The following is a 25,566-nucleotide window of genomic DNA, read 5'->3' as shown; positions in this document are numbered from 1 at the left end:
GCTGTTCGCCCCGGTACGGCCCGCAGCCCCGCCCCTCAGCGCTCCTTCGGGTCCAGCAGGCCCGCGCGCCGCAGCGCGTCGGCCATCGCGCTGTTGGCCGGTGCCGGTGCGGGAGCCTGCCGGCCGCCGCGGTCGCCGCCGCCCCGTCCCTGCCGCTGCCCGCCGCCCTGCCGCTGCCCGCCGCCCTGCCGCTGCCCGCCGCCCTGCCGCTGCCCGCCGCCCTGCCGCTGGCCGCTGCCCTGCCGCTGCTGGGGCGGACGGGCACCGCCGCCGCGCTGCTGCCGACCGCCGCCCTGGCCCTGCGGCGCGGCCTCGTCGTCCAGACGCAGCGTCAGCGCGACCCGCTTGCGCGGGATGTCGACGTCCAGGACCTTCACCTTGACGATGTCACCGGGCTTCACCACGTCGCGCGGATCCTTGACGAACGACTTCGACATCGCCGAGACGTGCACCAGGCCGTCCTGGTGGACACCGACGTCCACGAACGCGCCGAACGCCGCCACGTTGGTGACCACGCCCTCCAGGACCATCCCCGCGGACAGGTCGGAGATCTTCTCCACGCCCTCCTTGAAGGTGGCCGTCCGGAAGGCGGGTCGCGGGTCACGGCCCGGCTTCTCCAGCTCCTTGAGGATGTCGGTGACGGTCGGCAGACCGAAGGTGTCGTCCACGAAGTCGGCCGGCCGCAGCGAGCGCAGCACGCCCGTGTTGCCGACGAGGGACGCCACCTCCTGGCCCGTGGTCTTCACCATCCGGCGGACCACCGGGTAGGCCTCGGGGTGCACGCTGGAGGCGTCCAGCGGGTCGTCGCCGCCACGGATGCGCAGGAAGCCCGCGCACTGCTCGTACGCCTTCGGGCCGAGCCGTGCCACCTTCTTCAGCTGGGAGCGGGACGTGAACGGACCGTTCTGGTCCCGGTGCGCGACGATGTTCTCGGCGAGCCCGGACGAGATGCCCGACACCCGCGCGAGGAGCGGCACGGACGCCGTGTTGACGTCCACGCCGACGCCGTTCACACAGTCCTCGACGACCGCGTCCAGCGAACGGGACAGCTTCACCTCGGACAGGTCGTGCTGGTACTGGCCGACGCCGATGGACTTCGGGTCGATCTTCACCAGTTCGGCCAGCGGGTCCTGGAGCCGGCGGGCGATGGAGACGGCGCCGCGCAGCGACACGTCCATGTCCGGCAGTTCCTGCGAGGCGTACTGCGAGGCCGAGTACACCGACGCGCCCGCCTCCGACACCATCACCTTGGTGAGCTTCAAGTCGGGGTGCTTCGCGATGAGTTCCGCGGCGAGCTTGTCGGTCTCCCGGGACGCCGTGCCGTTGCCGATCGCGATGAGCTCGACCGCGTGCTCCTTCGCCAGCCGCGCCAGCTTGGCGAGGGCCTCGTCCCACCTGTTGGCCGGGACGTGCGGGTAGATCACGTCCGTGGCGACGACCTTGCCGGTGGCGTCGACCACGGCGACCTTCACGCCCGTACGGAAACCGGGGTCCAGGCCCAGCGTCGTGCGGGTGCCGGCCGGGGCGGCCAGCAGCAGGTCGCGCAGGTTGGCCGCGAAGACGTCGACCGCCTCGTCCTCGGCGGCCGTACGCAGCCGCAGCCGCAGGTCGATGCCGAGGTGCACCAGGAGGCGGGTGCGCCAGGCCCAGCGGACCGTGTCGGTCAGCCACTTGTCGCCGGGGCGGCCCCGGTCGGCGATCCCGAACCTCGCGGCGACGATCCCCTCGTACGACGACGGGCCGTCGGTCGGCTCCTCCGGCTCCAGGACGAGGTCGAGCACCTCCTCCTTCTCACCGCGCAGCATCGCCAGGATCCGGTGCGAGGGCAGCTCGGTGAACGGCTCGGTGAAGTCGAAGTAGTCGGCGAACTTCGCGCCCGCCTCCTCCTTGCCCTCCCGCACCTTCGCCGCCAGCCGCCCGCGCACCCACATGCGCTCGCGCAGCTCGCCGATCAGGTCGGCGTCCTCGGAGAACCGCTCGGTGAGGATCGCCCGTGCGCCCTCCAGCGCGGCCTGCGGATCGGCGACGCCCTTGTCCGCGTCCACGAACGCGGCGGCCGCGGCCAGCGGTTCGACCGTCGGATCGCCCAGCAGCCCCTCCGCGAGCGGCTCCAGGCCGGCCTCGCGGGCGATCTGCGCCTTGGTGCGCCGCTTGGGCTTGTAGGGGAGGTAGACGTCCTCCAGGCGCGCCTTCGTCTCGGCGCCGCGGATCCGCGCCTCCAGCTCCTCGGTGAGCTTGCCCTGCTCGCGCACCGACTCCAGGATCGCGGTGCGCCGCTCCTCCAGCTCCCGCAGATAGCGCAGCCGTTCCTCGATGGTGCGCAGCTGCGCGTCGTCGAGCATCTCGGTCGCTTCCTTGCGGTAGCGAGCGATGAAGGGCACCGTGGAGCCGCCGTCGAGCAGTTCCACCGCGGCCTTCACCTGCCGCTCCCGTACGCCGAGCTCCTCGGCGATCCTGCCTTCGATGGACCCTGCTCCGAGGGACCCGGGTGTGGTCACGATCCGGTACCGCCTTCTTCACTCAAGGTTGCGCGGCAATTGTGGCAGGTGGCGCCGGCAACCGGGGATCAGGGCGGCATCCGGCGAGGCGCCGGGCCGGTGTCAGGCCCGGCTGCCGCCGGCGGCGGACGACGCTCCGCCGAACAGGCGGGCGAGCGCGCGGAAGGGCAGGGTGACCACGGTGGCGAGGGCGCCGCCGAGCTGCCGCAGTACGTCGGCGAGGGCACGGAACACGGGAGGTTCTCCTTTCGTCGTCGACTTCCGGCACCGGGTACCTCGGTACGGCGCGGAGAACCCCATGGCCGAAAAGGTGGGGAACCCGTCGTTGCCGCCCTGCGCGGGGGCACCCAGAATCGAGGCCATGACGCAGCGGACCGTTCTCGTCACCGTCTTCGACGGCGTCCAGAGCCTCGATGTCACCGGCCCCCTCGAAGTCTTCGCCGGTGCCGAGAAGCTCGTCCCCGGGTCCTACCGGATCCGTACGGCTTCGGTGGACGGCGGGCCCGTGCGCACCTCCAGCGGGCTCACCCTCGTACCGGACGGATCCCTCGCGGACGCGGAGGATCCGCACACCCTGCTGGTTCCCGGCGGGGAGGGCACCCTCGATCCGGACCCGCGGCTGGTGGAGTGGCTGCGCGGGCGGGCACCGCGGGCCCGGCGCCTGGTCTCCGTCTGTACCGGCGCGGTCGCGCTGGCCCGGGCCGGACTCCTGGACGGCCGCCGGGCCACGACGCACTGGGCGTACTGCGACACGCTCGCCCGGGACCACCCCGCCGTCCGGGTCGACCCGGACCCGATCTTCGTGCGGGACGGGCACGTGGCCACCTCGGCCGGGGTCACCGCGGGGATCGACCTCGCCCTCGCGCTGGTGGAGGAGGACCTCGGCCGGCGGGCGGCGCTGACCGTCGCCCGCCATCTCGTGGTGTTCCTGCGCAGGCCGGGCAACCAGGCCCAGTTCAGCGCCCAGCTGGCCGCCCAGACGGCCTGTCGTGAACCGCTCCGGGACGTCCAGCAGTGGATCACCGAGCACCCGGACGGCGATCTCGGCGTCGAGGCGCTGGCCGCCCGCGCCGCCCTCTCCCCGCGCCACTTCGCCCGCGCCTTCCAGGCCGAGACCGGCATGACACCCGGCCGGTACGTCGACCGGGTCCGCCTCGAACACGCCCGCCGCCTGCTGGAGGACACCGCCGACGGCATCGAGGAGATCGCGCGGGCCAGCGGCTACGGCACGCCCGAGGCCATGCGCCGCGCGTTCGTCAGGTCGCTCGGCACACCTCCCACGGAGTACCGCAGACGCTTCCACCCGTCGCCCGCGCACTGACACCGGCACCTGCTCGGCGCTGCGCCGGCACCACCACACCGTCACGCCCACAGAGAAGGGCTGCTCCCATGCAGATCGCCATGGTCGTCTACGACCGTTTCACCGCACTGGACGCCGTCGGACCCTACGAGGTCCTCAGCCGGCTGCCCGACGCCGAGGTCGTCTTCGTCGCCGAACGGCCCGGTCCCGTGCGCGCCGACACGGGTTTCCTCGCCGTTACCGCGGACCGCGCGCTGCACGAGGTGACGCGCCCCGACATCGTCGTGGTCGCCGGAGGCCCGGGCACCCTGCCCCAGTTGGAGAACCCGGCCCTCCTGGAGTGGCTGCGCGGGGTCGACGCGACGAGCACGTGGACGACCTCGGTCTGCTCGGGCTCGCTGCTGCTCGCCGCCGCGGGCCTGCTGAGGGGGCGGCGCGCCACCAGCCACTGGGGTGCCCTGGACATGCTGAAGCGGTTCGGCGCCGAGCCGACGGGCGAACGGGTCGTCACCGACGGCAAGTACGTCACCGCGGCCGGCGTCTCCGCCGGCATCGACATGGGCCTCGCACTCGTCGGCGCCCTCGCCGGCGACGAACACGCCCAGACGGTCCAGCTGCTGGTCGAGTACGACCCGCAGCCGCCCTATGACGCCGGCTCCCCGCAGAAGGCGCCCGCGCACGTCGTGGAGGCGTTCCGCACCCGCTTCAGCCTGACGTAGACACGCTCCAGGTGAAGCGCGGCTGCCTGCGCTCCAGGAACGCGGAGACCCCCTCCGCGGTGTCGCCGCTGCCGCGTGCCTGCGCGGTCCAGTAGGCGTCCCGGTCCGTGCGGCCGCCGGCGAACTCCTTGGCGGCGGCCTGGGTGAGCTGCGAGCGGGACACCAGGATCCGGGTCAGCTCCGCGACCCGCTTGTCCAGCTGCCCCTCGGGCAGCACCTCGTCCACGAGGCCGGTGCCCAGCGCCCGCACCGCGTCGATCAACTCGGCCGTGAACAAAAGGTACTTGGCCGTGGCCGGACCGACCAGGGACACCAGCCGGCGGGTCGAGGACGCCGAGTAGACGACACCGAGCCGCGCCGGCGTCACCCCGAACAGCGCGCCCTCCTCCGCGAGCCGCAGATCGCAGGCCGCCGCCAGCTGCGCCCCACCGCCCACGCAGTGGCCGCGCACCGCGGCGACCGTCGGCTTGGGAAACGCGGCCAGGGCCTCCTCGGCGGCCACCGCGAGGGACTGCGCCTCCTCCGGCGAGCCCTGGAGAGTGGAGATGTCGGCGCCCGCGCAGAAGGTGCCGCCCTCGCCGGTCAGCACCAGCGCCCGTACGCCGGTGTCCCGGGCCAGCGTGTCCAGCAGCGGGGGCAGGGCCCGCCACATCGCGGTCGTCATGGCGTTGCGCTTGGCGGGATGACGGATCACCACGGTGGCGACGGAGTCGGTGACCTGGTGCGACAGCTGGGGCTCCATGCGGCGGATCGTAGCCGAGGGTGATGACGCGGCGGCAGGCCGAACCCGTACAACCCGACTAGTTCGGGAACCGGCGCCCGGGGGACAGGAGCGGTCCCACCCGCGAACAGGTCATACGCAGTCGGTCAGAAACCGTTCGATACCCGCCGACTTCTGTTCAGGTATCCGGGCCGGAGCGCATCTTTACCAACACTCGACGTGTGGTGACAATCGAGCGCGAGGGTGGCGACCGGACGATGGACGACCACGGGCGTGGGGACGGTCCGCGCCCAGCGGGGGGCGGCGGCGAACGACCGCCGGACCCACTGCCGTACGAAGGTGTCTGGCGGTTCACCGCGGCCGCGGTGGACGCCTCGGTCCCGCAGGCCCGGCACGCGGTGCGGGACCTGCTGCTGCGCCAGGGGGTGCCGGTCTCCGACGACCTGGTGCACGGCCTGCTGCTGATCGTCTCCGAACTGGTCACCAACGCGGTCCGGCACGCGGCGCTGCTGTCGCCGGTGCTCGCCGTGGAGGTGGCCGTCGGGGCCGAGTGGGTGCGGGTGTCCGTGGAGGACAACCACCCCTACCGCCCGACCGCCCTGGAGGCCGACCACGGCCAGACCGGCGGCCGGGGCCTGCTCCTGGTCCGCGAGGTGGCCCGGGAGGCGGGCGGGGTGGTCGACGTGGAGCACACCGCGAGCGGCGGCAAGGTGATCTGGGCCGCCCTGCCGCTCAAGCCCGCGGCGCTGCCGTAACGGGACGGGAAAAGGGGTCACCAGCCCGCGGACGGGCCCGTCAGCTCCCTGATCGCCGGGCGGGCCGCGTCCAGGACGGTCATGAACCAGGCCGAGAACGGGTCCCGGGCGTGCCGCTCGGCCAGCTCGGCCGCCGTCACGAAGGCGTACTCGGCGACCTCCTCCGCGTCCGGCGCGAGGCGCGCCTGCACCAGGCCGACGAAGAGGTGGTTGAACTCCTGCTCCACCAGGCCCGAGGCGGGGTCCGGGTGGTTGTAGCGGACCGTGCCGGCCTCCGCGAGCAGCGACGGCGACACGCCCAGCTCCTCGAAGGTGCGCCGGGCCGCCGCCGCGAACGGCGCCTCGCCCGGGTACGGGTGGCCGCAGCAGGTGTTCGACCACACACCGGGGGAGTGGTACTTGCCGAGCGCCCGCTGCTGGAGCAGCAGCCGGCCGAGTTCGTCGAAGAGGAACACCGAGAACGCGCGGTGCAACTGCCCGGGCGGCTGGTGGGCGGCGAGCTTCTCCGCCGTACCGATCGTCACACCCTTCTCGTCGACCAGTTCCAGCAAAATCGCCTCTTCGGTACCCTCCGACGAGCTGTGCGTCGCGGTGGCAGGTGTGATCGGCATACCCATCCTTCGCCTCGGTCTTCGCACCCCAAGTCTGCCGTACGAATCCGGCACTCCCGGCACGCCCGCCCGTCCGCGCGCGGCGTGACACCGGGAGTCGGACCCGGTAGATCATCGTGCCCGGCACCGGCCGACGGGAACCGTCCGGGGATGCGCCGAACGGCAGTGCGTGCCCTCAGTGGCACAGCCGCGCCTCGTGCTCCGCGTGGCCACCGGGCTCCAGCTGGAAGGTGCAGTGCTCCACGTCGAAGTGGTCGCCGAGACAGCCCTGCAGCTCGTGCAGCATCTTCTCGTTGCCTATGGCGTTCAGCACCTCGGAGCTGACCACCACGTGCGCCGACAGCACCGGCATGCCCGAGGTGATCGTCCAGGCGTGCAGGTCGTGCACGTCCTCCACGCCGTCCAGCGCCAGGATGTGCGCGCGGACCTCGGCCATGTCGACACCCTTGGGCGCCGCCTCCAGCAGCACGTCCAGTGTCTCGCGCAGCAGCTTCACCGTCCGCGGCACGATCATCAGGCCGATGACCAGCGAGGCCACCGGGTCCGCCGGCTGCCAGCCGGTGGTCAGGATCACCGCGGCCGAGATCAGCACCGCCACCGAGCCCAGCGCGTCCGCGGCCACCTCGAGGAAGGCGCCGCGCACGTTCAGGCTCTCCTTCTGGCCGCGCATCAGCAGCACCAGCGAGACGGAGTTCGCGACCAGGCCGATCAGACCGAACACGACCATCAGCCCGCCGCGGGTCCCGGCGGGCTCCACGAACCGCTGGACCGCCTCGTACAGGACGTAGCCGCCGACCCCGAGCAGCAGCAGGCAGTTGGCCAGGGCCGCCAGGATCTCGGCACGGGCGTAGCCGAAGGTGCGGTTGGTGCTCGCCGGGCGGGCCGCGAAGTGGATCGCGAGCAGCGCCATGCCGAGGCCCACCGCGTCGGTCGCCATGTGCGCGGCGTCCGCGATCAGCGCGAGCGAGTCCGCGACCAGGCCGCCGATGATCTCGACCACCATGATCGTGAGCGTGATGCCCAGCGCGATCCGCAGCCTGCCCCGGTACGCGGCCGTGGCCGTACCCGGGGCCGGCGCGTGGGAGTGCGCGTGCCCGTGGTCGTGCCCTGCCCCCATGACTACCGCCTTCCGTGTGCCTGCCCGGAGGCCAGTGAACTACGGGTAGGGGGTATGAGGCAACGCGGCACTGAACACCGTTGTCATGTGCCCTGACCTGCGGAAACGTTCCGCAGGTCAGGAGGGTCGAGGCGGCGGACGCCGTGCGGGGCGGCGGCTGTGCGTCCGCTGCCGGCGAAGGGCCGGGGCGGCTGCACACGGCGACGCACACCGACGAAGGGCGAGGGGCCGCCGGCTGCACACGGCGGCCTCACGAAGGGCACGGGCGGGTCGGTGGCCGGCCGTAGCGGCTCACCAAGGGCGCGGGCGGTCGGCGGCCGGCCTTAGCGGCTCACGAAGGGCGCGGGCGGGTCGGCGGCCGGCCGCAGCGGCTTACCAAGGGGGAACGGGCGGCCGGGCCGCTGCGGCTGACGAAGCCTCCTCGTCAGCCGCCATGACGCGGCCGCCGGCCCGCTGCGTCAGCCGCCGGCCGCCCCCACCCTTCGTCGGCGTCAGCCGCCGTGACGCAGTCGCCAGCCCTCCCAGGCCGACTCGACCATCTCCCGCACCCCGCGCCGGGCCCGCCAGCCCAGTACCTCCGCGGCCCGTTCCGCCGAGGCCACCGCGCGCGGCGCGTCGCCGGGGCGGCGGCCCTCCACCACGGGCGGCCGGCGGTCCCCGGTGACCTCCCCGACGACCGTGATCAGCTCGCGCACCGAGACGCCCTCGCCCCGGCCGATGTTCAGCGTCAGGTCACCGCTGATCTCCCCGGCGGCCAGCCGCCGCGCCGCCGCCAGGTGGGCGTCGGCGAGGTCGGCGACATGGATGTAGTCCCGGACACAGGTGCCGTCCGGCGTCGGGTAGTCGTCACCGAAGACCCGCGGGGCCTCGTCCCGGGTGAGCCGGTCGAAGACCATCGGCACGATGTTGAACACGCCCGTGTCCGCCAGCTCCGGCGCCGCCGCGCCCGCCACGTTGAAATAGCGCAGGCATACGGTGGAGATCCCGTGTGCCCGGCCCGCCGCCCGCACCAACCACTCCCCGGCCAGCTTGGTCTCGCCGTACGGGTTCACCGGGGCGCACGGGGTGTCCTCGGTGATCAGGTCCACGTCCGGGTTGCCGTACACCGCGGCCGACGAGGAGAACAGCAGCCGGCCGATGCCCGCCTCGGCCACCGCGTCCAGGAGGGTGGCGAGGCCGCCCACGTTCTCCCGGTAGTAGCGGGTGGGCTGCGCCACCGACTCCGCGACCTGCTTGCGCGCCGCGAGATGGACGACGCCCGTCACGCCGTACTCGGCGAAGACCCGCTTCAGCAGGTCCCCGTCCAGGGTCGAGCCGGGTACGAGCGGCACCTCGGCCGGCAGCCGCGCGGGCACGGCGGCCGACAGGTCGTCCAGCGCCACGACGCTCTCCCCGGCGCCCGCCATGGCCCGTGCCACGTGCGCCCCGATGTATCCGGCTCCGCCGGTGATCAGCCACGTCATGGTCGTCCACCCTATGCCGAGCCGCTTTCGGTGTCCCGGTTGCCCGGGTCTGCCCCACGGGTTTGTGGGCCGGGCCCCGGATCCCCGATGATGATCGCGGCAAAGGTCCGGACAGCCCTCGTGGGCCGGGCCGTGAACGGCCGGTGAACACCGGCTCCGGCCCATCCGATAGCCTCTGCCGACATGCCGCCCGGGTGCCGCAGGCAGGGCGCCCCACCACGCAGACGACCGGCGCCCGTGCGCCGGCACCCAGGGAGTGAGTTCGGTTGTCGACGGCCATCGTCACCGGTCAGCCGGTCCCCGGATCGTCACTGGAGCACGATCTGCGGTCCCTCGGCTTCGATGTGCGCGTGGCCGCCGACGCCGCCGAGACGGAGTCCCTGCTCGCCGCCGTACCGGCCGACCGGCGCGTGGCCCTGGTCGACGCCCGCTTCGTCGGCCACCTCCACGCGCTGCGCCTCGGCCTGACCGACCCGCGCTTCCCGCTCGCCGCCGTGCCCGGCGCCGTCACGGTCCAGCCCGCAGCCCGGCAGGCCCTCACCCGGGCCGTGGCCCGCGAGACCTCCGCCGACGGCGGTACCGCCGGATCCGGCGGGGCTCCCGCGCTCGCCGTGGACAGCCTCGCCGACCGCGTCGCCACCGCCCTGGAGGCCGACGGCGGCGCGGTGCACCGGCCGGAGCTGGGCAGTCTGGTCGCCACGGTGCCGGACGACCCGCAGGCCCGCAACGAGGCCCGGCAGGCCGTCGCCGCCGTGGACGACGAGGCCGTCCGCCTGAAGTCGGCCGTGAAGTCCCGCGACGGGTTCTTCACCACGTTCCTCATCAGCCCCTACTCGCGCTACATCGCGCGCTGGTGCGCCCGCCGCGGCCTGACCCCGAACCAGGTCACCACGGCCTCGCTGCTCACCGCGCTGATAGCGGCCGGCTGCGCGGCCACCGGCACCCGCGGCGGGTTCGTCGCGGCCGGTGTGCTGCTGATCGCCTCCTTCGTGCTGGACTGCACCGACGGCCAGCTCGCCCGCTACGCCCTGAAGTACTCCACCCTCGGCGCCTGGCTCGACGCCACCTTCGACCGGGCCAAGGAGTACGCCTACTACGCCGGCCTCGCCCTGGGCGCGGCCCGCGGCGGCGACGACGTGTGGGCCCTCGCCCTCGGCGCGATGATCCTGCAGACCTGCCGGCACGTGGTCGACTTCTCCTTCAACGAGGCCAACCACGACGCCACCGCCAACACCAGCCCCACCGCCGCCCTCTCCGACAAGCTCGACAGCGTCGGCTGGACGGTCTGGGTGCGCCGCATGATCGTGCTGCCGATCGGCGAGCGCTGGGCGATGATCGCGGTCCTCACGGCGGCCACCACCCCGCGGATCACCTTCTACGTCCTGCTCGCCGGCTGCGCCTTCGCCGCGACCTACACCACGGCCGGCCGCGTGCTGCGCTCGGTGACCCGCAGGGCCCGGCGCACCGACCGGGCCGCGCAGGCCCTGGCCGACCTCGCCGACTCCGGCCCGCTCGCGGGGGCGGTCGGGCGGCTGTTCCGGCGCGGTCTGCCCGGGCTCGCCGTGCCCGTCGCCGCCCTGCTCGGCGGCGCCGCCGTGGTGGCCTGCTCGGCCCTCACCGACTTCGGCGGCGCCCTCCCGGTGGCCGGTGCCGCCGTCTACGTCCTCACCTCGGCGCTCGCCGTCGCCCGCCCCCTCAAGGGCGCCCTCGACTGGCTGGTCCCGCCCTTCTTCCGGGCCGCCGAGTACGGCACCGTCCTCGCCCTGGCCGGCAAAGCGGGCGTGAACGGGGCCCTGCCCGCGGCTTTCGGCCTGGTGGCGGCCGTCGCCTACCATCACTACGACACGGTGTACCGCATCCGCGGCAACGCCGGAGCGCCTCCGGCCTGGCTGGTGCGCGCCATCGGGGGGCACGAGGGGCGGACGCTGCTCGTCACCGTCCTGGCCGCGGTGCTCACCGCTTCGCAGTTCAAGGCCGCGCTCACGGTCCTCGCCGTGGCCGTCGCCCTGCTGGTGCTCGTCGAGAGCATCCGCTTCTGGGTGTCCGCTGGGGCGCCCGCCGTACACGACGAAGGAGAACCCGCATGATCGGCCTCGTGCTGGCGGCCGGCGCCGGACGGCGTCTGCGCCCCTACACCGACAGCCTGCCCAAGGCGCTGGTGCCGGTGGGGCCCGCGGGCATAGAGGGCGAACCGACGGTTCTGGACCTGACGCTCGGCAACTTCGCCGAGATCGGGCTGACCGAGGTCGCGATCATCGTCGGCTACCGCAAGGAGGCCGTGTACGAGCGCAAGGCGGCCCTGGAGGCCAGGTACGGCCTGAAGCTCACCCTCATCGACAACGACAAGGCCGAGGAGTGGAACAACGCCTACTCCCTGTGGTGCGGCCGTGACGCCCTCAAGGACGGTGTGATCCTCGCCAACGGCGACACCGTGCACCCGGTCTCCGTCGAGAAGACCCTGCTCGCCGCCCGCGGCGACGGCAAGAAGATCATCCTCGCCCTGGACACGGTGAAGGACCTGGCCGACGAGGAGATGAAGGTCGTCGTCGACCCCGACCGGGGCATGACGAGGATCACCAAGCTGATGGACCCGGCCGAGGCCACCGGCGAGTACATCGGCGTCACCCTGATCGAGGGCGACGCCGCGCCGGAGCTGGCCGACGCGCTGAAGACCGTCTGGGAGACCGACCCCCAGCAGTTCTACGAGCACGGCTACCAGGAACTCGTCAACCGCGGCTTCCGTATCGACGTCGCGCCGATCGGCGACGTCAAGTGGGTGGAGATCGACAACCACGACGATCTCGCCCGTGGACGGGAGATCGCGTGCCAGTACTGACCCGGCTGATCCCCTCGCCGGTCGTCGTGGACATCCGCCCGGGTGCCCTGGACGACCTGGCCGCGGTCCTCGCCGACGAGCGCGTCTCGCAGTCCGGCAGGCTCGCCATCGCCGTCAGCGGCGGCTCCGGCGCCCGGCTGCGCGAGCGGATCGCCCCCACCCTGCCCGGCGCCACCTGGTACGAGGTCGGCGGCGGCACCATCGACGACGCGGTCCGGCTGGCCGGCGACATAAAGGCCGGCCACTACGACGCGGTCGTCGGGCTCGGCGGCGGCAAGATCATCGACTGCGCCAAGTTCGCGGCGGCCCGGGTCGGCCTGCCGCTGGTCGCCGTCGCCACCAACCTCGCCCACGACGGCCTGTGCTCACCGGTCGCGACCCTCGACAACGACGCGGGCCGCGGCTCGTACGGCGTGCCCAACCCGATCGCGGTCATCATCGACCTCGACGTGATCCGTGAGGCACCCGTCCGGTTCGTCCGCTCCGGCATCGGTGACGCCATCTCCAACATCTCCGCGGTCGCGGACTGGGAGCTGGCCAACCGGGTCAACGGCGAGAAGATCGACGGCCTGGCCGCCGCCATGGCCCGCCAGGCGGGCGAGGCGGTGCTCCGGCACCCCGGGGGAGTCGGCGACGACGGCTTCCTCCAGGTGCTGGCGGAGGCGCTGGTCCTCACCGGCATCGCCATGTCCGTGTCGGGCGACTCCCGCCCGTCCTCGGGCGCCTGCCACGAGATCAACCACGCCTTCGACCTGCTCTACCCCAAGCGCGCCGCGGCCCACGGCGAGCAGTGCGGCCTCGGCGCCGCCTTCGCGATGTACCTGCGCGGCGCCCACGAGGAGTCGGCGTACATGGCCGAGGTGCTGCGCCGGCACGGGCTTCCGGTCACCCCGGACGAGATCGGCTTCACGCTGGACGAGTTCGTCCGCGCGGTGGAGTTCGCCCCCGAGACCCGGCCCGGCCGCTACACGATCCTCGAACACCTCGACCTCAAGACGAACCAGATCAAGGACATCTACGCCGACTATGTCAAGGCCATCGGTAGCTGAACTCCGTCCGGTCGTGCACCCCGCGGGGGTGAAGGACCGGCGCAGCGGTGAGCACTGGGCGGGACGCCTCTACATGCGCGAGGTGTCCCTGCGCGTCGACCGCTACCTGGTGAACACCAGGGTCACGCCCAACCAGCTCACGTACCTGATGACCGTCTGCGGTGTGCTCGCGGCCCCGGCCCTGCTGGTGCCGGGGATCGCGGGCGCCGTGCTGGGCGTGGTCGCCACCCAGCTGTACCTGCTGCTGGACTGCGTCGACGGCGAGATCGCGCGCTGGAAGAAGCAGTACTCGCTCGGCGGGGTCTACCTGGACCGCGTCGGCGCCTACCTCACCGACGCGGCCGTCCTGGTCGGCCTCGGCCTGCGCGCCGCCGACCTGTGGGGCACCGGCCGGATCGACTGGCTGTGGGCCTTCCTCGGCACCCTCGCCGCGCTCGGCGCCATCCTGATCAAGGCCGAGACCGACCTGGTCGGTGTCGCCCGGCACCAGACCGGCAGGCCTCCGGTGCAGGAGGCCGCCTCCGAGCCGCGCTCCTCCGGCATGGCGCTGGCCCGGCGGGCCGCCTCGGCGCTGAAGTTCCACCGGCTGATCCTCGGCATCGAGGCCTCGCTGCTCATCGTCGTCCTCGCGATCCTGGACCAGGCCCGCGGCGACCTGTTCTTCACCCGCCTCGGCACGGCGGTCCTCGCCGGCATCGCGATGCTCCAGACGCTGCTGCACCTGGTGTCCATCCTGGCCTCCAGCAGGCTGAAGTGAGCGCGCCCATGAAGGTCGGCGCCGTCGTCATCACCATGGGCAACCGGCCCGAGGAACTGCGTGCCCTGCTCGACTCCGTCGCCAGGCAGGACGGCGACCCGGTCGAGGTGGTCGTCGTCGGCAACGGCTCGCCCGTCCCGGACGTGCCGGAGGGCGTGCGGACCCTGGAGCTGCCCGAGAACCTGGGCATCCCGGGCGGCCGCAACGTCGGCATAGAGGCTTTCGGTCCCGGCGGCCGCGATGTCGACATATTGCTCTTCCTGGACGACGACGGCCTGCTCGCCCGGCACGACACCGCCGAGCTGTGCCGCCAGGCCTTCGCCGCCGACCCCGAGCTGGGCATCATCAGCTTCCGCATCGCCGACCCCGACACCGGGGAGACCCAGCGCCGGCACGTCCCCCGGCTGCGCGCCGCCGACCCGATGCGCTCCTCCCGGGTCACCACCTTCCTCGGCGGCGCCAACGCCGTCCGCACCCGGGTCTTCGCCGAGGTCGGCGGGCTCCCGGACGAGTTCTTCTACGCCCACGAGGAGACCGACCTGGCCTGGCGGGCCCTCGACGCCGGCTGGATGATCGACTACCGGTCCGACATGGTGCTGTACCACCCCACGACCGCGCCCTCGCGGCACGCGGTCTACCACCGGATGGTCGCCCGCAACCGCGTCTGGCTCGCCCGCCGCAACCTCCCCGCCCTCCTGGTCCCGGTCTACCTCGGCGTCTGGCTGCTGCTCACCCTGCTCCGCCGCCCCTCGCGGCCGGCCCTGAAGGCGTGGTTCGGCGGTTTCCGGGAAGGCTGGACCACGCCCTGCGGTCCGCGCCGCCCGATGCGCTGGCGTACCGTGTGGCGACTCACCCGACTGGGCCGTCCCCCGGTCATCTGACAAGCTCGTCCCTGTGCGCCCGTGCGCCCGCGCCCGGGCGCGCCGGACGACGAACTCGAACGCGAACCCGAAGACGAAAGTTTCCACCTGTGAGTGAGACCACGCACGACGGCACGGTCGCGGTGACCGCGGCCCCGTCGCCCGACGAGGGACTGACGGCGGCCGAGCTGGCCGCCAAGTACGGGCTCTCCGTGAGCGGCGCCCGGCCCTCGCTCGTGGAGTACGTCCGTCAGCTCTGGGGGCGCCGCCACTTCATCCTCGCCTTCTCCCAGGCGAAGCTGACCGCCCAGTACAGCCAGGCCAAGCTGGGCCAGCTCTGGCAGGTGGCGACGCCGCTGCTGAACGCGGCCGTGTACTTCTTCATCTTCGGTCTGATCCTGCACGCCAGCCGCGGCATGTCCCGGGACGTCTACATCCCGTTCCTGGTGACCGGCGTCTTCGTCTTCACCTTCACCCAGAGTTCGGTGATGTCCGGCGTCCGCGCGATCTCCGGCAACCTCGGCCTGGTGCGCGCCCTGCACTTCCCGCGCGCCTCCCTGCCGATCTCCTTCTCGCTCCAGCAGCTCCAGCAGCTGCTGTTCTCGATGCTCGTGCTGTTCATCGTGGCGATCGGCTTCGGCAGCTACCCGAGCCTGTCCTGGCTGCTGATCGTGCCGGTGCTGGCGCTGCAGTTCCTGTTCAACACCGGGCTCGCGCTGGTCATGGCCCGCGCGGGCGCGAAGACCCCGGACCTGGCCCAGCTCATGCCGTTCGTGATGCGGACGTGGATGTACGCGTCCGGGGTGATGTTCTCCATCCCGGTCATGCTGGCGGACAAGCCGCAGTGGATCGCGACGGTCCTGCAGTGGAACCCGGCCGCCATCTACATGGACCTGATGCGCTTCGCCCTGATCGACGGCTACGGTTCCGGGAACCTGCCGGACCACGTCTGGGCCGCGGCCGGCGGCTGGGCCGTGCTCTTCGCCGTGGGCGGCTTCGTGTACTTCTGGAAGGCGGAGGAGCGGTACGGCCGTGGCTGAGCAGAACACCCAGGATCACCGTCCGACGGTCATCGCGGACGACCTGCACATCGTCTACCGGGTCAACGGCGCCAAGACCGGCAAGGGCAGCGCGACGGCGGCCCTGAGCCGGATCCTCAAGCGCGGCTCCGACGACGCGGCCCGCGGGGTGCGCAGGGTGCACGCCGTGCGCGGCGTGTCCTTCGTCGCCTACCGCGGCGAGGCCATCGGCCTCATCGGCTCCAACGGCTCCGGCAAGTCCACCCTGCTGCGTGCCATCGCCGGCCTGCTGCCCGCGGAGAAGGGCAAGGTCTACACCGACGGCCAGCCGTCCCTGCTGGGCGTGAACGCGGCCCTGATGAACGACCTGACGGGCGAGCGGAACGTGATCCTCGGCGGCCTCGCCATGGGCATGTCCCGCGAGCAGATCAAGGAGCGCTACCAGGACATCGTCGACTTCTCGGGCATCAACGAGAAGGGCGACTTCATCACCCTGCCGATGCGCACGTACTCCTCCGGCATGGCGGCGCGCCTGCGCTTCTCCATCGCCGCCGCCAAGGACCACGACGTCCTCATGATCGACGAGGCGCTGGCCACCGGTGACCGCAAGTTCCAGAAGCGTTCCGAGGACCGCATCCGGGAACTGCGCAAGGAGGCCGGAACGGTCTTCCTGGTCAGTCACAACAACAAGTCCATCCGCGACACCTGCAACCGGGTGCTGTGGCTGGAACGCGGCGAGCTGCGCATGGACGGACCCACCGACGAGGTCCTGAAGGAGTACGAGAAGTTCACGGGCAAGTGACCCTTTTCGGCCAGGGCCCCGTCGGAATCCGTCCGGCGGGGCCCTGCGTCTGCAAAGGAAACGTCAACTCGGGCCGCTGTTAGGAATCTTGGAGCCAATCGGTGTGTTGTTGTGATGTGCAGGACACCCCGACGGCCGGTGCCGCGTTGTACAACGTAAGCTGTACCGGTGCCGGAAACCGGCAAGTGGGGCGATAATGCGCGACACCCTGCGGCAGGGCGCCCCCGCGCGGCGCGGGGCGGCGTGTCCGAAATAGTGTGTATTGGGTCGGCAGTGTAGAACGGGAGATGTGACGGCAATGGCTACGGAAACTCCCCTGCTCGGTGGAGCATGTGCCGTCCCCGCCCCGGGCAGCGCTCGGTGACGGCCGCCGCCGAGGCGCCCGACGCGGAACGCGCCACGCTGGACAAGGCCGCGAGCGAGAACTTCCCCGTGGCCCCCTTCTTCCTGCCCCGGGCGTGGCGCGAGGACCTCATGGCCGTCTACGGCTTCGCCCGCCTCGTGGACGACATCGGCGACGGCGACCTCGCCCCCGGCGGCGGCGACGCCAGGCTGCTCGGCGTGTCGCCCGAGGCGGCCGAGGACCGCCTGGCCCTCCTCGACGCCTTCGAGGCCGATCTGCGCCGCGTCTTCGACGGCACCCCGCGCCACCCGCTGCTGCGCCGCCTGCAGCCCACCGTCCGCCGCCGCGGCCTCACCCCCGAGCCGTTCCTCGGGCTGATCGCCGCGAACCGCCAGGACCAGCTCGTCACCCGGTACGAGACCTACGACGACCTCCTCGCCTACTGCGAGCTGTCCGCCAACCCCGTCGGCCGTCTCGTGCTCGCCGTCACCGGCACCTCCACCCCCGAGCGGATCCGGCTCTCCGACGCGATCTGCACCGCGCTGCAGATCGTGGAGCACCTCCAGGACGTCGCCGAGGACCTCGGCCGCGACCGGATCTACCTCCCCGCCGAGGACATGAAACGCTTCCACGTCCGGGAAGCGGACCTCGCGACGAAAAACACGAGCGCATCGGTGCGCGCCCTGGTTGCATACGAAGCACAACGCGCCGGCGATCTGCTGAATGAAGGCGCCCCCCTGGTGGGTAGCGTCCACGGCAGGCTGAAGCTGCTGCTCGCGGGGTTCGTGGCGGGGGGAAGGGCGGCGATCCGGGCGATCGCCGCCGCCGAATACGACGTACTTCCCGGCCCGCCCAGACCCGGCAAGGTCCAGTTGCTGCGTGAGGCGGGCGTGATCCTGCGAGGAGAGGGGTGATCCGGACCGTGGAGTCTGCGCCGCACGTGTCCGCGCCGGTACTCGCCGCCTACAGCTACTGCGAGGCCGTCACGGGGCAACAGGCCCGTAACTTCGCGTACGGCATCCGGCTGCTGCCGACGGCCAAGCGCCGCGCCATGTCGGCGCTGTACGCGTTCTCCCGGCGCGTCGACGACATCGGCGACGGCGACCTGGCCGACGAGGTCAAGCTGACGCGGCTGGAGGACACCCGGGCACTGCTCGCCCGGATCCGGGACGGCGAGGTCGAGGAGGACGACACCGACCCGGTGGCCGTCGCCCTCAGCCATGCCGCGGATGCCTTCCCGATCCCGCTCGGCGGCCTGGACGAGCTGATCGACGGCGTCCAGATGGACGTGCGCGGCGAGACCTACGAGACCTGGGACGACCTCAAGGTCTACTGTCGGTGCGTCGCCGGTGCCATCGGCCGCCTCTCGCTCGGCGTGTTCGGCACCGAACCGGGAGCCCGGGGCGCCGAGCGAGCCGCCGAGTACGCCGACACGCTGGGCCTCGCCCTCCAGCTCACCAACATCCTCCGCGACGTCCGCGAGGACGCGGCCGGCGGGCGTACCTACCTGCCCGCCGACGACCTCGCCAAGTTCGGCTGCTCGGCCGGCTTCGACGGGGCGACCCCGCCGGAGGGCTCCGACTTCGCCGGCCTCGTCCACTTCGAAGTGCGGCGCGCCCGGGCCCTGTTCGCCGAGGGCTACCGGCTGCTTCCCATGCTCGACCGGCGCAGCGGCGCCTGCGTGGCCGCGATGGCGGGCATCTACCGCCGGCTGCTGGACCGCATCGAACGCGACCCGGAGGCCGTGCTGCGCGGCCGCGTCTCGCTGCCCGGCCACGAGAAGGCCTACGTCGCCGTCCGCGGCCTGTCCGGCCTCGACACCCGGCACGTGACCCGCCACGTCTCCCGGCGCTCCGTCCGGAGGCGCGCCTGATGCAGCGCACCGAACCGGGGCCGTCCCAGCCGGACGGCCTGCGAGAGGCAACCTTCCCCTGCGGCGTGGCGTCCCTGACTGCGACGACCGGGCGTGCACCGTTCAACCACCAGGCTCGCGCCCCGAGGGGGCGCGGGGCCGTGTCCGACGTGCGGCTACCGCCGGGTGGGCACGCCCAGCCACGACGTGGCCGCGGACGAGAGGCGGCCCTCACCGGCCCCGCCCGCGGAGCGCTCGCACGGAAGGACGCACGATGAGCGACAGCTCACCCGTACCACCCCGGCCCGGCACCCCGCGCACCGCACGCCGGAGCGCCGTCGTGGTCGGCGGCGGCCTCGCCGGAATCACCGCGGCGCTCGCCCTCGCCGACGCCGGCGTCCAGGTCACCCTGCTCGAAGGCAGGCCCAGGCTGGGCGGCCTCGCCTTCTCCTTCCAGCGCGGCGAACTGACCGTCGACAACGGCCAGCACGTGTACCTGCGCTGCTGCACCGCCTACCGCTGGTTCCTCGACCGGATCGAGGGCGCGGCGCTGGCTCCGCTGCAGGACCGCCTGGACGTACCCGTCGTCGACGTCGCCAAGCCCGAGGGACGGCGGCTCGGCAGGCTGCGGCGCGACCCGCTGCCCGTCCCCCTCCACCTGGGGCGCAGCCTGGCCGCCTATCCGCATCTCTCGCTCGCCGAGCGTGCGTCCGTCGGGCGCGCCGCGCTCGCGCTCAAGGGACTCGACCTCGCCGACCCGGCCCTGGACACCCAGGACTTCGGCGGCTGGCTGGCCGCGCACGGCCAGTCGGCGCGCGCCGTGGAGGCCCTGTGGGACCTGGTCGGGGTCGCCACCCTCAACGCGGTCGCGGGCGACGCCTCGCTGGGGCTCGCCGCGATGGTGTTCAAGACCGGTCTGCTGTCCGACCCGGGCGCGGCCGACATCGGCTGGGCCCACGTCCCGCTGGGCGAACTGCACGACCGGATGGCCCGCAAGGCGCTCGACTCCGCGGGCGTCCGTACCGAGGTCCGTACACGCGTCACCTCCGTCTCTACCAACGAGAACGGGACGTGGAGCGTTCAGGTTCCCGGCGAGCGCCTCGAAACCGACGCCGTCGTCCTCGCCGTACCCCAGCGCGAGGCCCACGACCTGCTGCCGCCCGGCGCCCTCGACGCGCCCGGCCGGCTGCTGGAGATCCGCAACGCGCCCATCCTCAACGTCCACGTCGTCTACGACCGCAAGGTGCTCGCGCGGCCCTTCTTCGCCGCCCTCGGCACCCCGGTGCAGTGGGTGTTCGACCGCACCCACGCCTCCGGGCTGCGCACGGGGCAGTACCTGGCGCTGTCGCAGTCGGCCGCGCAGGACGAGATCGACACCCCGGTCGCCGACCTGCGCGCCCGCTACCTGCCCGAGCTGGAACGGCTGATCCCCGGTACGCGCGCGGCCGGGGTGGTGGACTTCTTCGTGACCCGGGAGCGCACGGCGACGTTCGCCCCCACCCCCGGCGTCGGGCGGCTGCGGCCCGGCGCCCGCACCAAAGCCCCCGGCCTGTACCTGGCCGGAGCGTGGACCGCCACCGGGTGGCCCGCGACCATGGAGAGTGCGGTCCGCAGCGGAGTGAGCGCGGCCGACGCCGCCCTCGGCGCCCTGGGCCGGCCCCGCCCCCGCCACCTCTTCGAGTTCGAGGAGGCGGCCTGATGCCCCATCGGCAGGCGGCGAGCCCCCGCACCCCCGGTACCGCAACAAGAGGAGAGACTGTGCCCACTGTGCCCCCGGCCTCGACGCCCGCTCCACGGGCCGCGGTGGACGTGACCGCGCTGCTGGAGCGCGGACGAACCCTGGCCACACCGGTGCTGCGGGCGGCCGTCGACCGTCTGGCCCCTCCCATGGACACCGTCGCCGCCTACCACTTCGGCTGGATCGACGCCGCCGGCAACCCCGCCGACGGCGACGGTGGCAAGGCCGTCCGCCCCGCGCTCGCCGTGCTCTCCGCGGAGGTCACCGGCGCCGCACCCGAGACGGGTGTCCCGGGCGCGGTCGCCGTCGAACTCGTGCACAACTTCTCGCTGTTGCACGACGACCTGATGGACGGCGACGAGCAGCGCCGCCACCGCGACACCGTCTGGAAGGTGCACGGCCCCGCCCAGGCCATCCTCGTCGGCGACGCCCTGTTCGCCCTCGCCAACGAGGTGCTGCTGGAGCTCGGCACGGTCGAGGCCGGCCGCGCCACCCGCCGTCTGACCACCGCCTCCCGCGCCCTGATCGACGGCCAGGCCCAGGACATCTCCTACGAGCACCGCGACCGGGTCAGCGTCGAGGAGTGCCTGGAGATGGAGGGCAACAAGACGGGCGCGCTGCTCGCCTGCGCCTCCTCCATCGGCGCCGTCCTCGGCGGCGCGGACGAGGCCACCGCCGACGCGCTGGAACGGTACGGCTACCACCTCGGCCTCGCCTTCCAGGCCGTGGACGACCTGCTCGGCATCTGGGGCGACCCGGAGGCCACCGGCAAGCAGACCTGGAGCGACCTGCGCCAGCGCAAGAAGTCCCTGCCCGTGGTGGCCGCGCTCGCGGCCGGCGGCCCCGCCTCCGAGCGGCTCGGCGAGATCCTCGCCGCCGACGCCAAGAGCAGCGACTTCGAGAACTTCTCCGAGGAGGAGTTCGCGAGCCGGGCCGCTCTCATCGAGGAGGCGGGCGGCCGCGAGTGGACGGCCGCGGAAGCGCGCCGCCAGCACACCATCGCCATCGAAGCCCTCGACGCCGTCGACATGCCCGACCGGGTGCGGGACTCCTTCACGGCGCTCGCCGACTTCGTCGTCGTACGAAAGAGATGATCACTATTGGCTGGATAAGCCTCGCGTAGTCGCCGGCCGGTGCCGAAGGGATCAGGACACCGGCCGACGGCGGACCCGCAGCAGCACGACTCGCACGACTGCACGAAGGGGAAGCCATGACAGCGACGACCGACGGAAGCACCGGGGCGACCTTGCCGTCCCGCGCTGCCGCGGCCAGCGACACCACCCTCACCACCCCCGAGGCGGCCGGGGTACAAGAAGCCGCCGCACACGCCGCACGGCGCGCCACCGACTTCCTGCTCGCCAGGCAGGACACCCAGGGCTGGTGGAAGGGCGACCTGGAGACCAACGTCACCATGGACGCCGAGGACCTGCTGCTCCGCCAGTTCCTGGGCATTCTGGACGAGGAGACGGCGCAGGCCGCCGCGAAGTTCATCCGCGGCGAGCAGCGCGAGGACGGCACCTGGGCCACCTTCTACGGCGGTCCCGGCGAACTGTCCACCACCGTCGAGGCGTACGTCGCCCTGCGCCTGGCCGGCGACGCGCCCGACGCCCCGCACATGGCGCAGGCCTCCGCCTGGATCCGCGAGCGCGGGGGCATCGCGGCGGCCCGGGTCTTCACCCGGATCTGGCTCGCCCTGTTCGGCTGGTGGAAGTGGGAGGACCTGCCGGAACTCCCCCCGGAGCTCATCTACTTCCCCACCTGGTTCCCGCTCAACATCTACAACTTCGGGTGCTGGGCACGGCAGACCATCGTGCCGCTCACCATCGTCTCCGCCAAGCGCCCGGTCCGCCCGGCCCCCTTCGCCCTGGACGAGCTGCACACCGACCCGGCGAACCCGAACCCGCCGCAGCCGCTCGCCCCCGTGGCCAGCTGGGACGGCGTCTTCCAGCGGCTGGACAAGGTGGTCCGCGGCTACCGCAAGGTCGCCGTGCGCAGACTCCGCAGGGCCGCGATGAACTCGGCCGCCCGCTGGATCATCGAGCGGCAGGAGAACGACGGCTGCTGGGGCGGCATCCAGCCCCCGGCCGTGTACTCGGTCATCGCCCTGCACCTGCTCGGCTACGACCTGGAACACCCGGTGCTGCGCGAGGGACTCGCCTCGCTGGACCGCTTCGCCGTCTGGCGCGAGGACGGCGCCCGGATGATCGAGGCCTGCCAGTCCCCGGTCTGGGACACCTGCCTGGCCACCATCGCCCTCGTCGACGCCGGTCTGCCGGTGGACCACCCGCAACTGGTCAAGGCGGCCGACTGGATGCTCGGCGAGGAGATCGTCCGGCCCGGCGACTGGTCCGTGCGGCGGCCTCACCTTCCGCCCGGTGGCTGGGCGTTCGAGTTCCACAATGACAACTACCCGGACATCGACGACACCGCCGAGGTCGCCCTCGCGCTGCGCCGGGTCCGGCACCACGACCCGGAGCGGGTGGACAGGGCGATCGGGCGGGGCGTCCGCTGGAACCTCGGCATGCAGTCGAAGAACGGCGCCTGGGGCGCCTTCGACGTCGACAACACCAGCCCCTTCCCCAACCGGCTGCCGTTCTGCGACTTCGGCGAGGTCATCGACCCGCCGTCCGCCGACGTCACCGCGCACGTCGTCGAGATGCTCGCCGCCGAGGGCCTCGCCCACGACCCGCGCACCCGGCGCGGCATCGACTGGCTCCTCGCCGAACAGGAGCCGAACGGCTCGTGGTTCGGCCGCTGGGGCGTCAACTACATCTACGGCACCGGCTCGGTCGTCCCCGCTCTCACCGCGGCCGGACTGCCCGGCTCGCACCCGGCGATCCGGCGGGCCGTGGCCTGGCTGGAGAGCGTCCAGAACGACGACGGCGGCTGGGGCGAGGACCTGCGCTCCTACAAGTACGCCAAGGAGTGGAGCGGCCGGGGCGCCTCCACCGCCTCGCAGACCGCCTGGGCGCTCATGGCGCTGCTGGCGGCGGGCGAGAAGGAGTCCAAGGCCGTCGAACGCGGCGTCCAGTGGCTGGCCGGGGCCCAGCGGGAGGACGGCTCCTGGGACGAGCCGTACTTCACCGGCACCGGCTTCCCCTGGGACTTCTCCATCAACTACCACCTGTACCGGCAGGTGTTCCCGCTCACCGCGCTCGGCCGGTACCTGCACGGGGACCCCTTCGAGCGCAACCTGCTGAGCCGGAGACCGCGCACCGAGGCGGGGGGAAAGCGAGCTTGAGCAACCAGCCCGCCCCGGCCCCGCTGCTGATCGCCTGCGCGCTCGGCATCGAGCATTTCGCCCTGCGCACCGGCGACCGCGGCGGTGCCGGCGGGCCGTACACCGTCGTCCGCACGGGCATGGGCCCGAAGGCGGCGGAACGCTCCGTCACCCGGCACCTCGCCGGCCCGGCGGCGGCCGACACGGCCGTGCTCGCGACCGGCTTCTGTGCCGGGCTCGCCCCCGGCATGCACCCCGGCGACCTGGTCGTCGCCGAGGAGACCCGGGACCCGCGCGGGACCGTCCCGTGCGTGGGCACCGAACTCCTGGTCAAGGAACTCGTGCGGCTGCTGCCCGGCCGCACGGTCCACACCGGCCCGCTCACCGGCTCCGACCATGTGGTCCGGGGCCCGGAGCGGTCCGGTCTGCTCGCCACCGGCGCGATCGCGGTCGACATGGAGTCGGCGGCCACCCTGCTGGCCGCCGCCCGCCCGGGCGGCCGTCCCGTCGCGGCCGTCCGCGTGGTCGTGGACGCTCCCGAGCACGAACTCGTCCGGATCGGCACGGTGCGCGGTGGAATATCGGCTTTCCGCGTTCTCCGTTCCATCCTTCCCGCATTTTTCGAATGGCACCGTTCTTTGCCGCTCCCCCGGAGGTGAGCCAGATGGCCATGCCGTTGCGCCAGTCCATCAAGGTCGCTACATACCTGGCCGAACAGAAGCTTCGCAAGCGGGACAAGTTCCCGCTCATCGTGGAGCTGGAACCGTTGTTCGCCTGCAATCTGAAGTGCGAGGGCTGCGGCAAGATCCAGCACCCGGCCGGGGTGCTCAAGCAGCGCATGCCGGTCGCCCAGGCGGTGGGCGCGGTGCTGGAGTCCGGCGCGCCGATGGTCTCCATCGCCGGCGGCGAGCCGCTGATGCACCCTCAGATCGACGAGATCGTGCGGCAGTTGGTGGCCAGGAAGAAGTACGTGTTCCTGTGCACCAACGCGATGCTGCTCCGCAAGAAGATGGACAAGTTCACCCCCTCGCCCTATTTCGCCTTCGCCGTGCACATCGACGGACTGCGTGAGCGGCACGACGAGTCCGTGGCGAAGGAGGGCGTCTTCGACGAGGCGGTGGAGGCCATCAAGGAGGCCAAGCGGCGCGGCTTCCGGGTGACCACCAACTCCACCTTCTTCAACACCGACACACCGCAGACCATCATCGAGGTGCTCAACTTCCTCAACGACGACCTCAAGGTCGACGAGATGATGATCTCGCCCGCCTACGCCTACGAGAAGGCGCCGGACCAGGATCACTTCCTCGGTGTCGAGCAGACCCGGGAGCTGTTCAAGAAGGCCTTCGCGGGCGGCAACCGCAAGAAGTGGCGGCTGAACCACTCCCCGCTCTTCCTGGACTTCCTGGAGGGCAAGGTCGACTTCCCGTGCACCGCGTGGGCGATCCCGAACTACTCGCTCTTCGGCTGGCAGCGCCCCTGCTACCTGATGAGCGACGGGTACGTGCCGACGTACCGGGAGCTGGTCGAGGAGACCGACTGGGACAAGTACGGGCGCGGCAAGGACCCGCGCTGCGACAACTGCATGGCGCACTGCGGCTACGAGCCCACCGCCGTCCTCGCCACGATGGGCTCCCTGAAGGAGTCCCTGCGGGCGATGCGCGAGACCGTCTCCGGAAACCGGGAGTGACGCGATGACCGCCGTCCCCTTGGGTCTTCCCGAGGTACCGGCCCGTCCGGTCGCGCCGCGGCGGGTGTCGCGGCGGATCCACGTCGGGCCGGTGGCGGTCGGGGGCGGAGCCCCGGTGTCGGTGCAGTCGATGACCACGACGCGTACGTCCGACATCGGCGCCACCCTCCAGCAGATCGCCGAGCTGACCGCGTCCGGCTGCCAGATCGTCCGCGTCGC

25 protein-coding genes are annotated in these 25,566 nt (G+C 72.5%); 19 read left to right on the top strand and 6 right to left on the bottom strand.

Annotated elements, in window-relative coordinates; translation table 11 throughout:
* Positions 1 to 35: 35 nt before the first annotated feature.
* Positions 36 to 2,498, bottom strand: coding sequence for a Tex family protein (locus ACZ7N4_RS12755; RefSeq protein WP_471357221.1), 2,463 nt, complete (start codon positions 2,496 to 2,498; stop codon positions 36 to 38).
* A 102-nt stretch (positions 2,499 to 2,600) separates the two neighbouring features.
* Complete coding sequence (locus tag ACZ7N4_RS12750) at positions 2,601 to 2,732, bottom strand: LPFR motif small protein (protein WP_471357219.1); 132 nt, start codon at positions 2,730 to 2,732, stop codon at positions 2,601 to 2,603.
* A 127-nt stretch (positions 2,733 to 2,859) separates the two neighbouring features.
* Here ACZ7N4_RS12750 and ACZ7N4_RS12745 point away from each other — a divergent pair, with 127 nt between their 5' ends.
* Complete coding sequence (locus tag ACZ7N4_RS12745; RefSeq protein ID WP_471357216.1) at positions 2,860 to 3,819, top strand: GlxA family transcriptional regulator; 960 nt, start codon at positions 2,860 to 2,862, stop codon at positions 3,817 to 3,819.
* Positions 3,820 to 3,887: 68 nt separating this feature from the next.
* On the top strand, positions 3,888 to 4,517 hold the full coding sequence (locus ACZ7N4_RS12740; RefSeq protein WP_471357213.1) for a DJ-1/PfpI family protein: 630 nt from the start codon (positions 3,888 to 3,890) through the stop codon (positions 4,515 to 4,517).
* Here ACZ7N4_RS12740 and ACZ7N4_RS12735 read toward each other — a convergent pair.
* Positions 4,504 to 5,259, bottom strand: a complete 756-nt coding sequence (locus tag ACZ7N4_RS12735; protein WP_471357210.1) for an enoyl-CoA hydratase/isomerase family protein — start codon at positions 5,257 to 5,259, stop codon at positions 4,504 to 4,506. The genes ACZ7N4_RS12740 and ACZ7N4_RS12735 overlap by 14 nt on opposite strands.
* A gap of 236 nt (positions 5,260 to 5,495) precedes the next feature.
* On the opposite strand from ACZ7N4_RS12735, the gene ACZ7N4_RS12730 reads away from it, so the two are divergent.
* Complete coding sequence (locus tag ACZ7N4_RS12730; protein WP_471357980.1) at positions 5,496 to 5,993, top strand: ATP-binding protein; 498 nt, start codon at positions 5,496 to 5,498, stop codon at positions 5,991 to 5,993.
* A gap of 17 nt (positions 5,994 to 6,010) precedes the next feature.
* Here ACZ7N4_RS12730 and idi read toward each other — a convergent pair whose 3' ends face one another.
* From idi to galE, 3 genes are all read right to left on the bottom strand, one after another.
* Entirely contained in the window at positions 6,011 to 6,604 is a 594-nt protein-coding gene (gene idi, locus ACZ7N4_RS12725; RefSeq protein ID WP_471357208.1) for an isopentenyl-diphosphate Delta-isomerase, read from the bottom strand.
* Between the two features lie 175 nt (positions 6,605 to 6,779).
* Positions 6,780 to 7,721, bottom strand: a complete 942-nt coding sequence (locus tag ACZ7N4_RS12720; RefSeq protein ID WP_471357207.1) for a cation diffusion facilitator family transporter — start codon at positions 7,719 to 7,721, stop codon at positions 6,780 to 6,782.
* Positions 7,722 to 8,212: 491 nt separating this feature from the next.
* Entirely contained in the window at positions 8,213 to 9,184 is a 972-nt protein-coding gene (galE, locus tag ACZ7N4_RS12715) for a UDP-glucose 4-epimerase GalE (RefSeq protein WP_471357204.1), read from the bottom strand.
* A 266-nt stretch (positions 9,185 to 9,450) separates the two neighbouring features.
* Here galE and ACZ7N4_RS12710 point away from each other — a divergent pair, with 266 nt between their 5' ends.
* The 16 genes from ACZ7N4_RS12710 to ACZ7N4_RS12635 all read left to right on the top strand — a co-directional run.
* Positions 9,451 to 11,271, top strand: coding sequence for a DUF5941 domain-containing protein (locus tag ACZ7N4_RS12710; RefSeq protein WP_471357201.1), 1,821 nt, complete (start codon positions 9,451 to 9,453; stop codon positions 11,269 to 11,271).
* Positions 11,268 to 12,020, top strand: a complete 753-nt coding sequence (locus tag ACZ7N4_RS12705; protein WP_471357199.1) for a phosphocholine cytidylyltransferase family protein — start codon at positions 11,268 to 11,270, stop codon at positions 12,018 to 12,020. The genes ACZ7N4_RS12710 and ACZ7N4_RS12705 overlap by 4 nt, the downstream gene beginning before the upstream one ends.
* The gene (locus ACZ7N4_RS12700; RefSeq protein ID WP_471357196.1) at positions 12,008 to 13,069 is read left to right on the top strand and encodes an iron-containing alcohol dehydrogenase family protein; all 1,062 of its coding nucleotides are present in this window, start codon (positions 12,008 to 12,010) and stop codon (positions 13,067 to 13,069) included. The genes ACZ7N4_RS12705 and ACZ7N4_RS12700 overlap by 13 nt, the downstream gene beginning before the upstream one ends.
* Positions 13,047 to 13,826, top strand: coding sequence for a CDP-alcohol phosphatidyltransferase family protein (locus ACZ7N4_RS12695; RefSeq protein WP_467922829.1), 780 nt, complete (start codon positions 13,047 to 13,049; stop codon positions 13,824 to 13,826). Before ACZ7N4_RS12700 ends, ACZ7N4_RS12695 begins: the two co-directional genes overlap by 23 nt.
* Before the next feature lie 8 nt (positions 13,827 to 13,834).
* Positions 13,835 to 14,707 (top strand): glycosyltransferase family 2 protein, encoded by an 873-nt coding sequence (locus ACZ7N4_RS12690; protein WP_471357977.1) that lies wholly within the window; start codon positions 13,835 to 13,837, stop codon positions 14,705 to 14,707.
* Between the two features lie 89 nt (positions 14,708 to 14,796).
* A complete protein-coding gene (locus tag ACZ7N4_RS12685; RefSeq protein ID WP_471357192.1) occupies positions 14,797 to 15,726 on the top strand; it encodes an ABC transporter permease in 930 nt (309 codons plus the stop codon).
* The gene (locus ACZ7N4_RS12680; protein ID WP_471357189.1) at positions 15,719 to 16,507 is read left to right on the top strand and encodes an ABC transporter ATP-binding protein; all 789 of its coding nucleotides are present in this window, start codon (positions 15,719 to 15,721) and stop codon (positions 16,505 to 16,507) included. The genes ACZ7N4_RS12685 and ACZ7N4_RS12680 overlap by 8 nt, the downstream gene beginning before the upstream one ends.
* Positions 16,508 to 16,837: 330 nt before the next feature.
* Complete coding sequence (gene hpnC / locus ACZ7N4_RS12675; protein WP_471357186.1) at positions 16,838 to 17,764, top strand: squalene synthase HpnC; 927 nt, start codon at positions 16,838 to 16,840, stop codon at positions 17,762 to 17,764.
* The gene (gene hpnD / locus ACZ7N4_RS12670) at positions 17,761 to 18,723 is read left to right on the top strand and encodes a presqualene diphosphate synthase HpnD (RefSeq protein WP_471357183.1); all 963 of its coding nucleotides are present in this window, start codon (positions 17,761 to 17,763) and stop codon (positions 18,721 to 18,723) included. The genes hpnC and hpnD overlap by 4 nt, the downstream gene beginning before the upstream one ends.
* Positions 18,723 to 18,980, top strand: coding sequence for a DUF6380 family protein (locus ACZ7N4_RS12665; RefSeq protein ID WP_471357181.1), 258 nt, complete (start codon positions 18,723 to 18,725; stop codon positions 18,978 to 18,980). The genes hpnD and ACZ7N4_RS12665 overlap by 1 nt, the downstream gene beginning before the upstream one ends.
* Positions 18,977 to 20,401 carry a hydroxysqualene dehydroxylase HpnE gene (gene hpnE, locus ACZ7N4_RS12660; RefSeq protein WP_471357179.1) on the top strand — a complete coding sequence of 475 codons (1,425 nt, stop codon included), beginning with the start codon at positions 18,977 to 18,979 and terminating at the stop codon, positions 20,399 to 20,401. The genes ACZ7N4_RS12665 and hpnE overlap by 4 nt, the downstream gene beginning before the upstream one ends.
* A gap of 68 nt (positions 20,402 to 20,469) precedes the next feature.
* Positions 20,470 to 21,534: a polyprenyl synthetase family protein gene (locus tag ACZ7N4_RS12655; RefSeq protein WP_471357973.1), complete on the top strand. Its 1,065-nt coding sequence runs from the start codon at positions 20,470 to 20,472 to the stop codon at positions 21,532 to 21,534.
* A gap of 116 nt (positions 21,535 to 21,650) precedes the next feature.
* Entirely contained in the window at positions 21,651 to 23,681 is a 2,031-nt protein-coding gene (gene shc, locus ACZ7N4_RS12650; protein WP_471357177.1) for a squalene--hopene cyclase, read from the top strand.
* On the top strand, positions 23,678 to 24,319 hold the full coding sequence (locus ACZ7N4_RS12645) for a phosphorylase family protein (RefSeq protein WP_471357174.1): 642 nt from the start codon (positions 23,678 to 23,680) through the stop codon (positions 24,317 to 24,319). Before shc ends, ACZ7N4_RS12645 begins: the two co-directional genes overlap by 4 nt.
* Before the next feature lie 5 nt (positions 24,320 to 24,324).
* Positions 24,325 to 25,347, top strand: a complete 1,023-nt coding sequence (gene hpnH, locus ACZ7N4_RS12640; RefSeq protein WP_356160829.1) for an adenosyl-hopene transferase HpnH — start codon at positions 24,325 to 24,327, stop codon at positions 25,345 to 25,347.
* A 4-nt stretch (positions 25,348 to 25,351) separates the two neighbouring features.
* On the top strand, positions 25,352 to 25,566 hold a 215-nt coding region (locus tag ACZ7N4_RS12635), incomplete at its 3' end, for a flavodoxin-dependent (E)-4-hydroxy-3-methylbut-2-enyl-diphosphate synthase (protein WP_471357170.1).

It is taken from the genome of Streptomyces sp. NPDC107654, from assembly GCF_055639035.1.
Note: the sequence above shows the minus strand (reverse complement) of the source record. Positions and strands in the feature narration are given on the sequence as shown.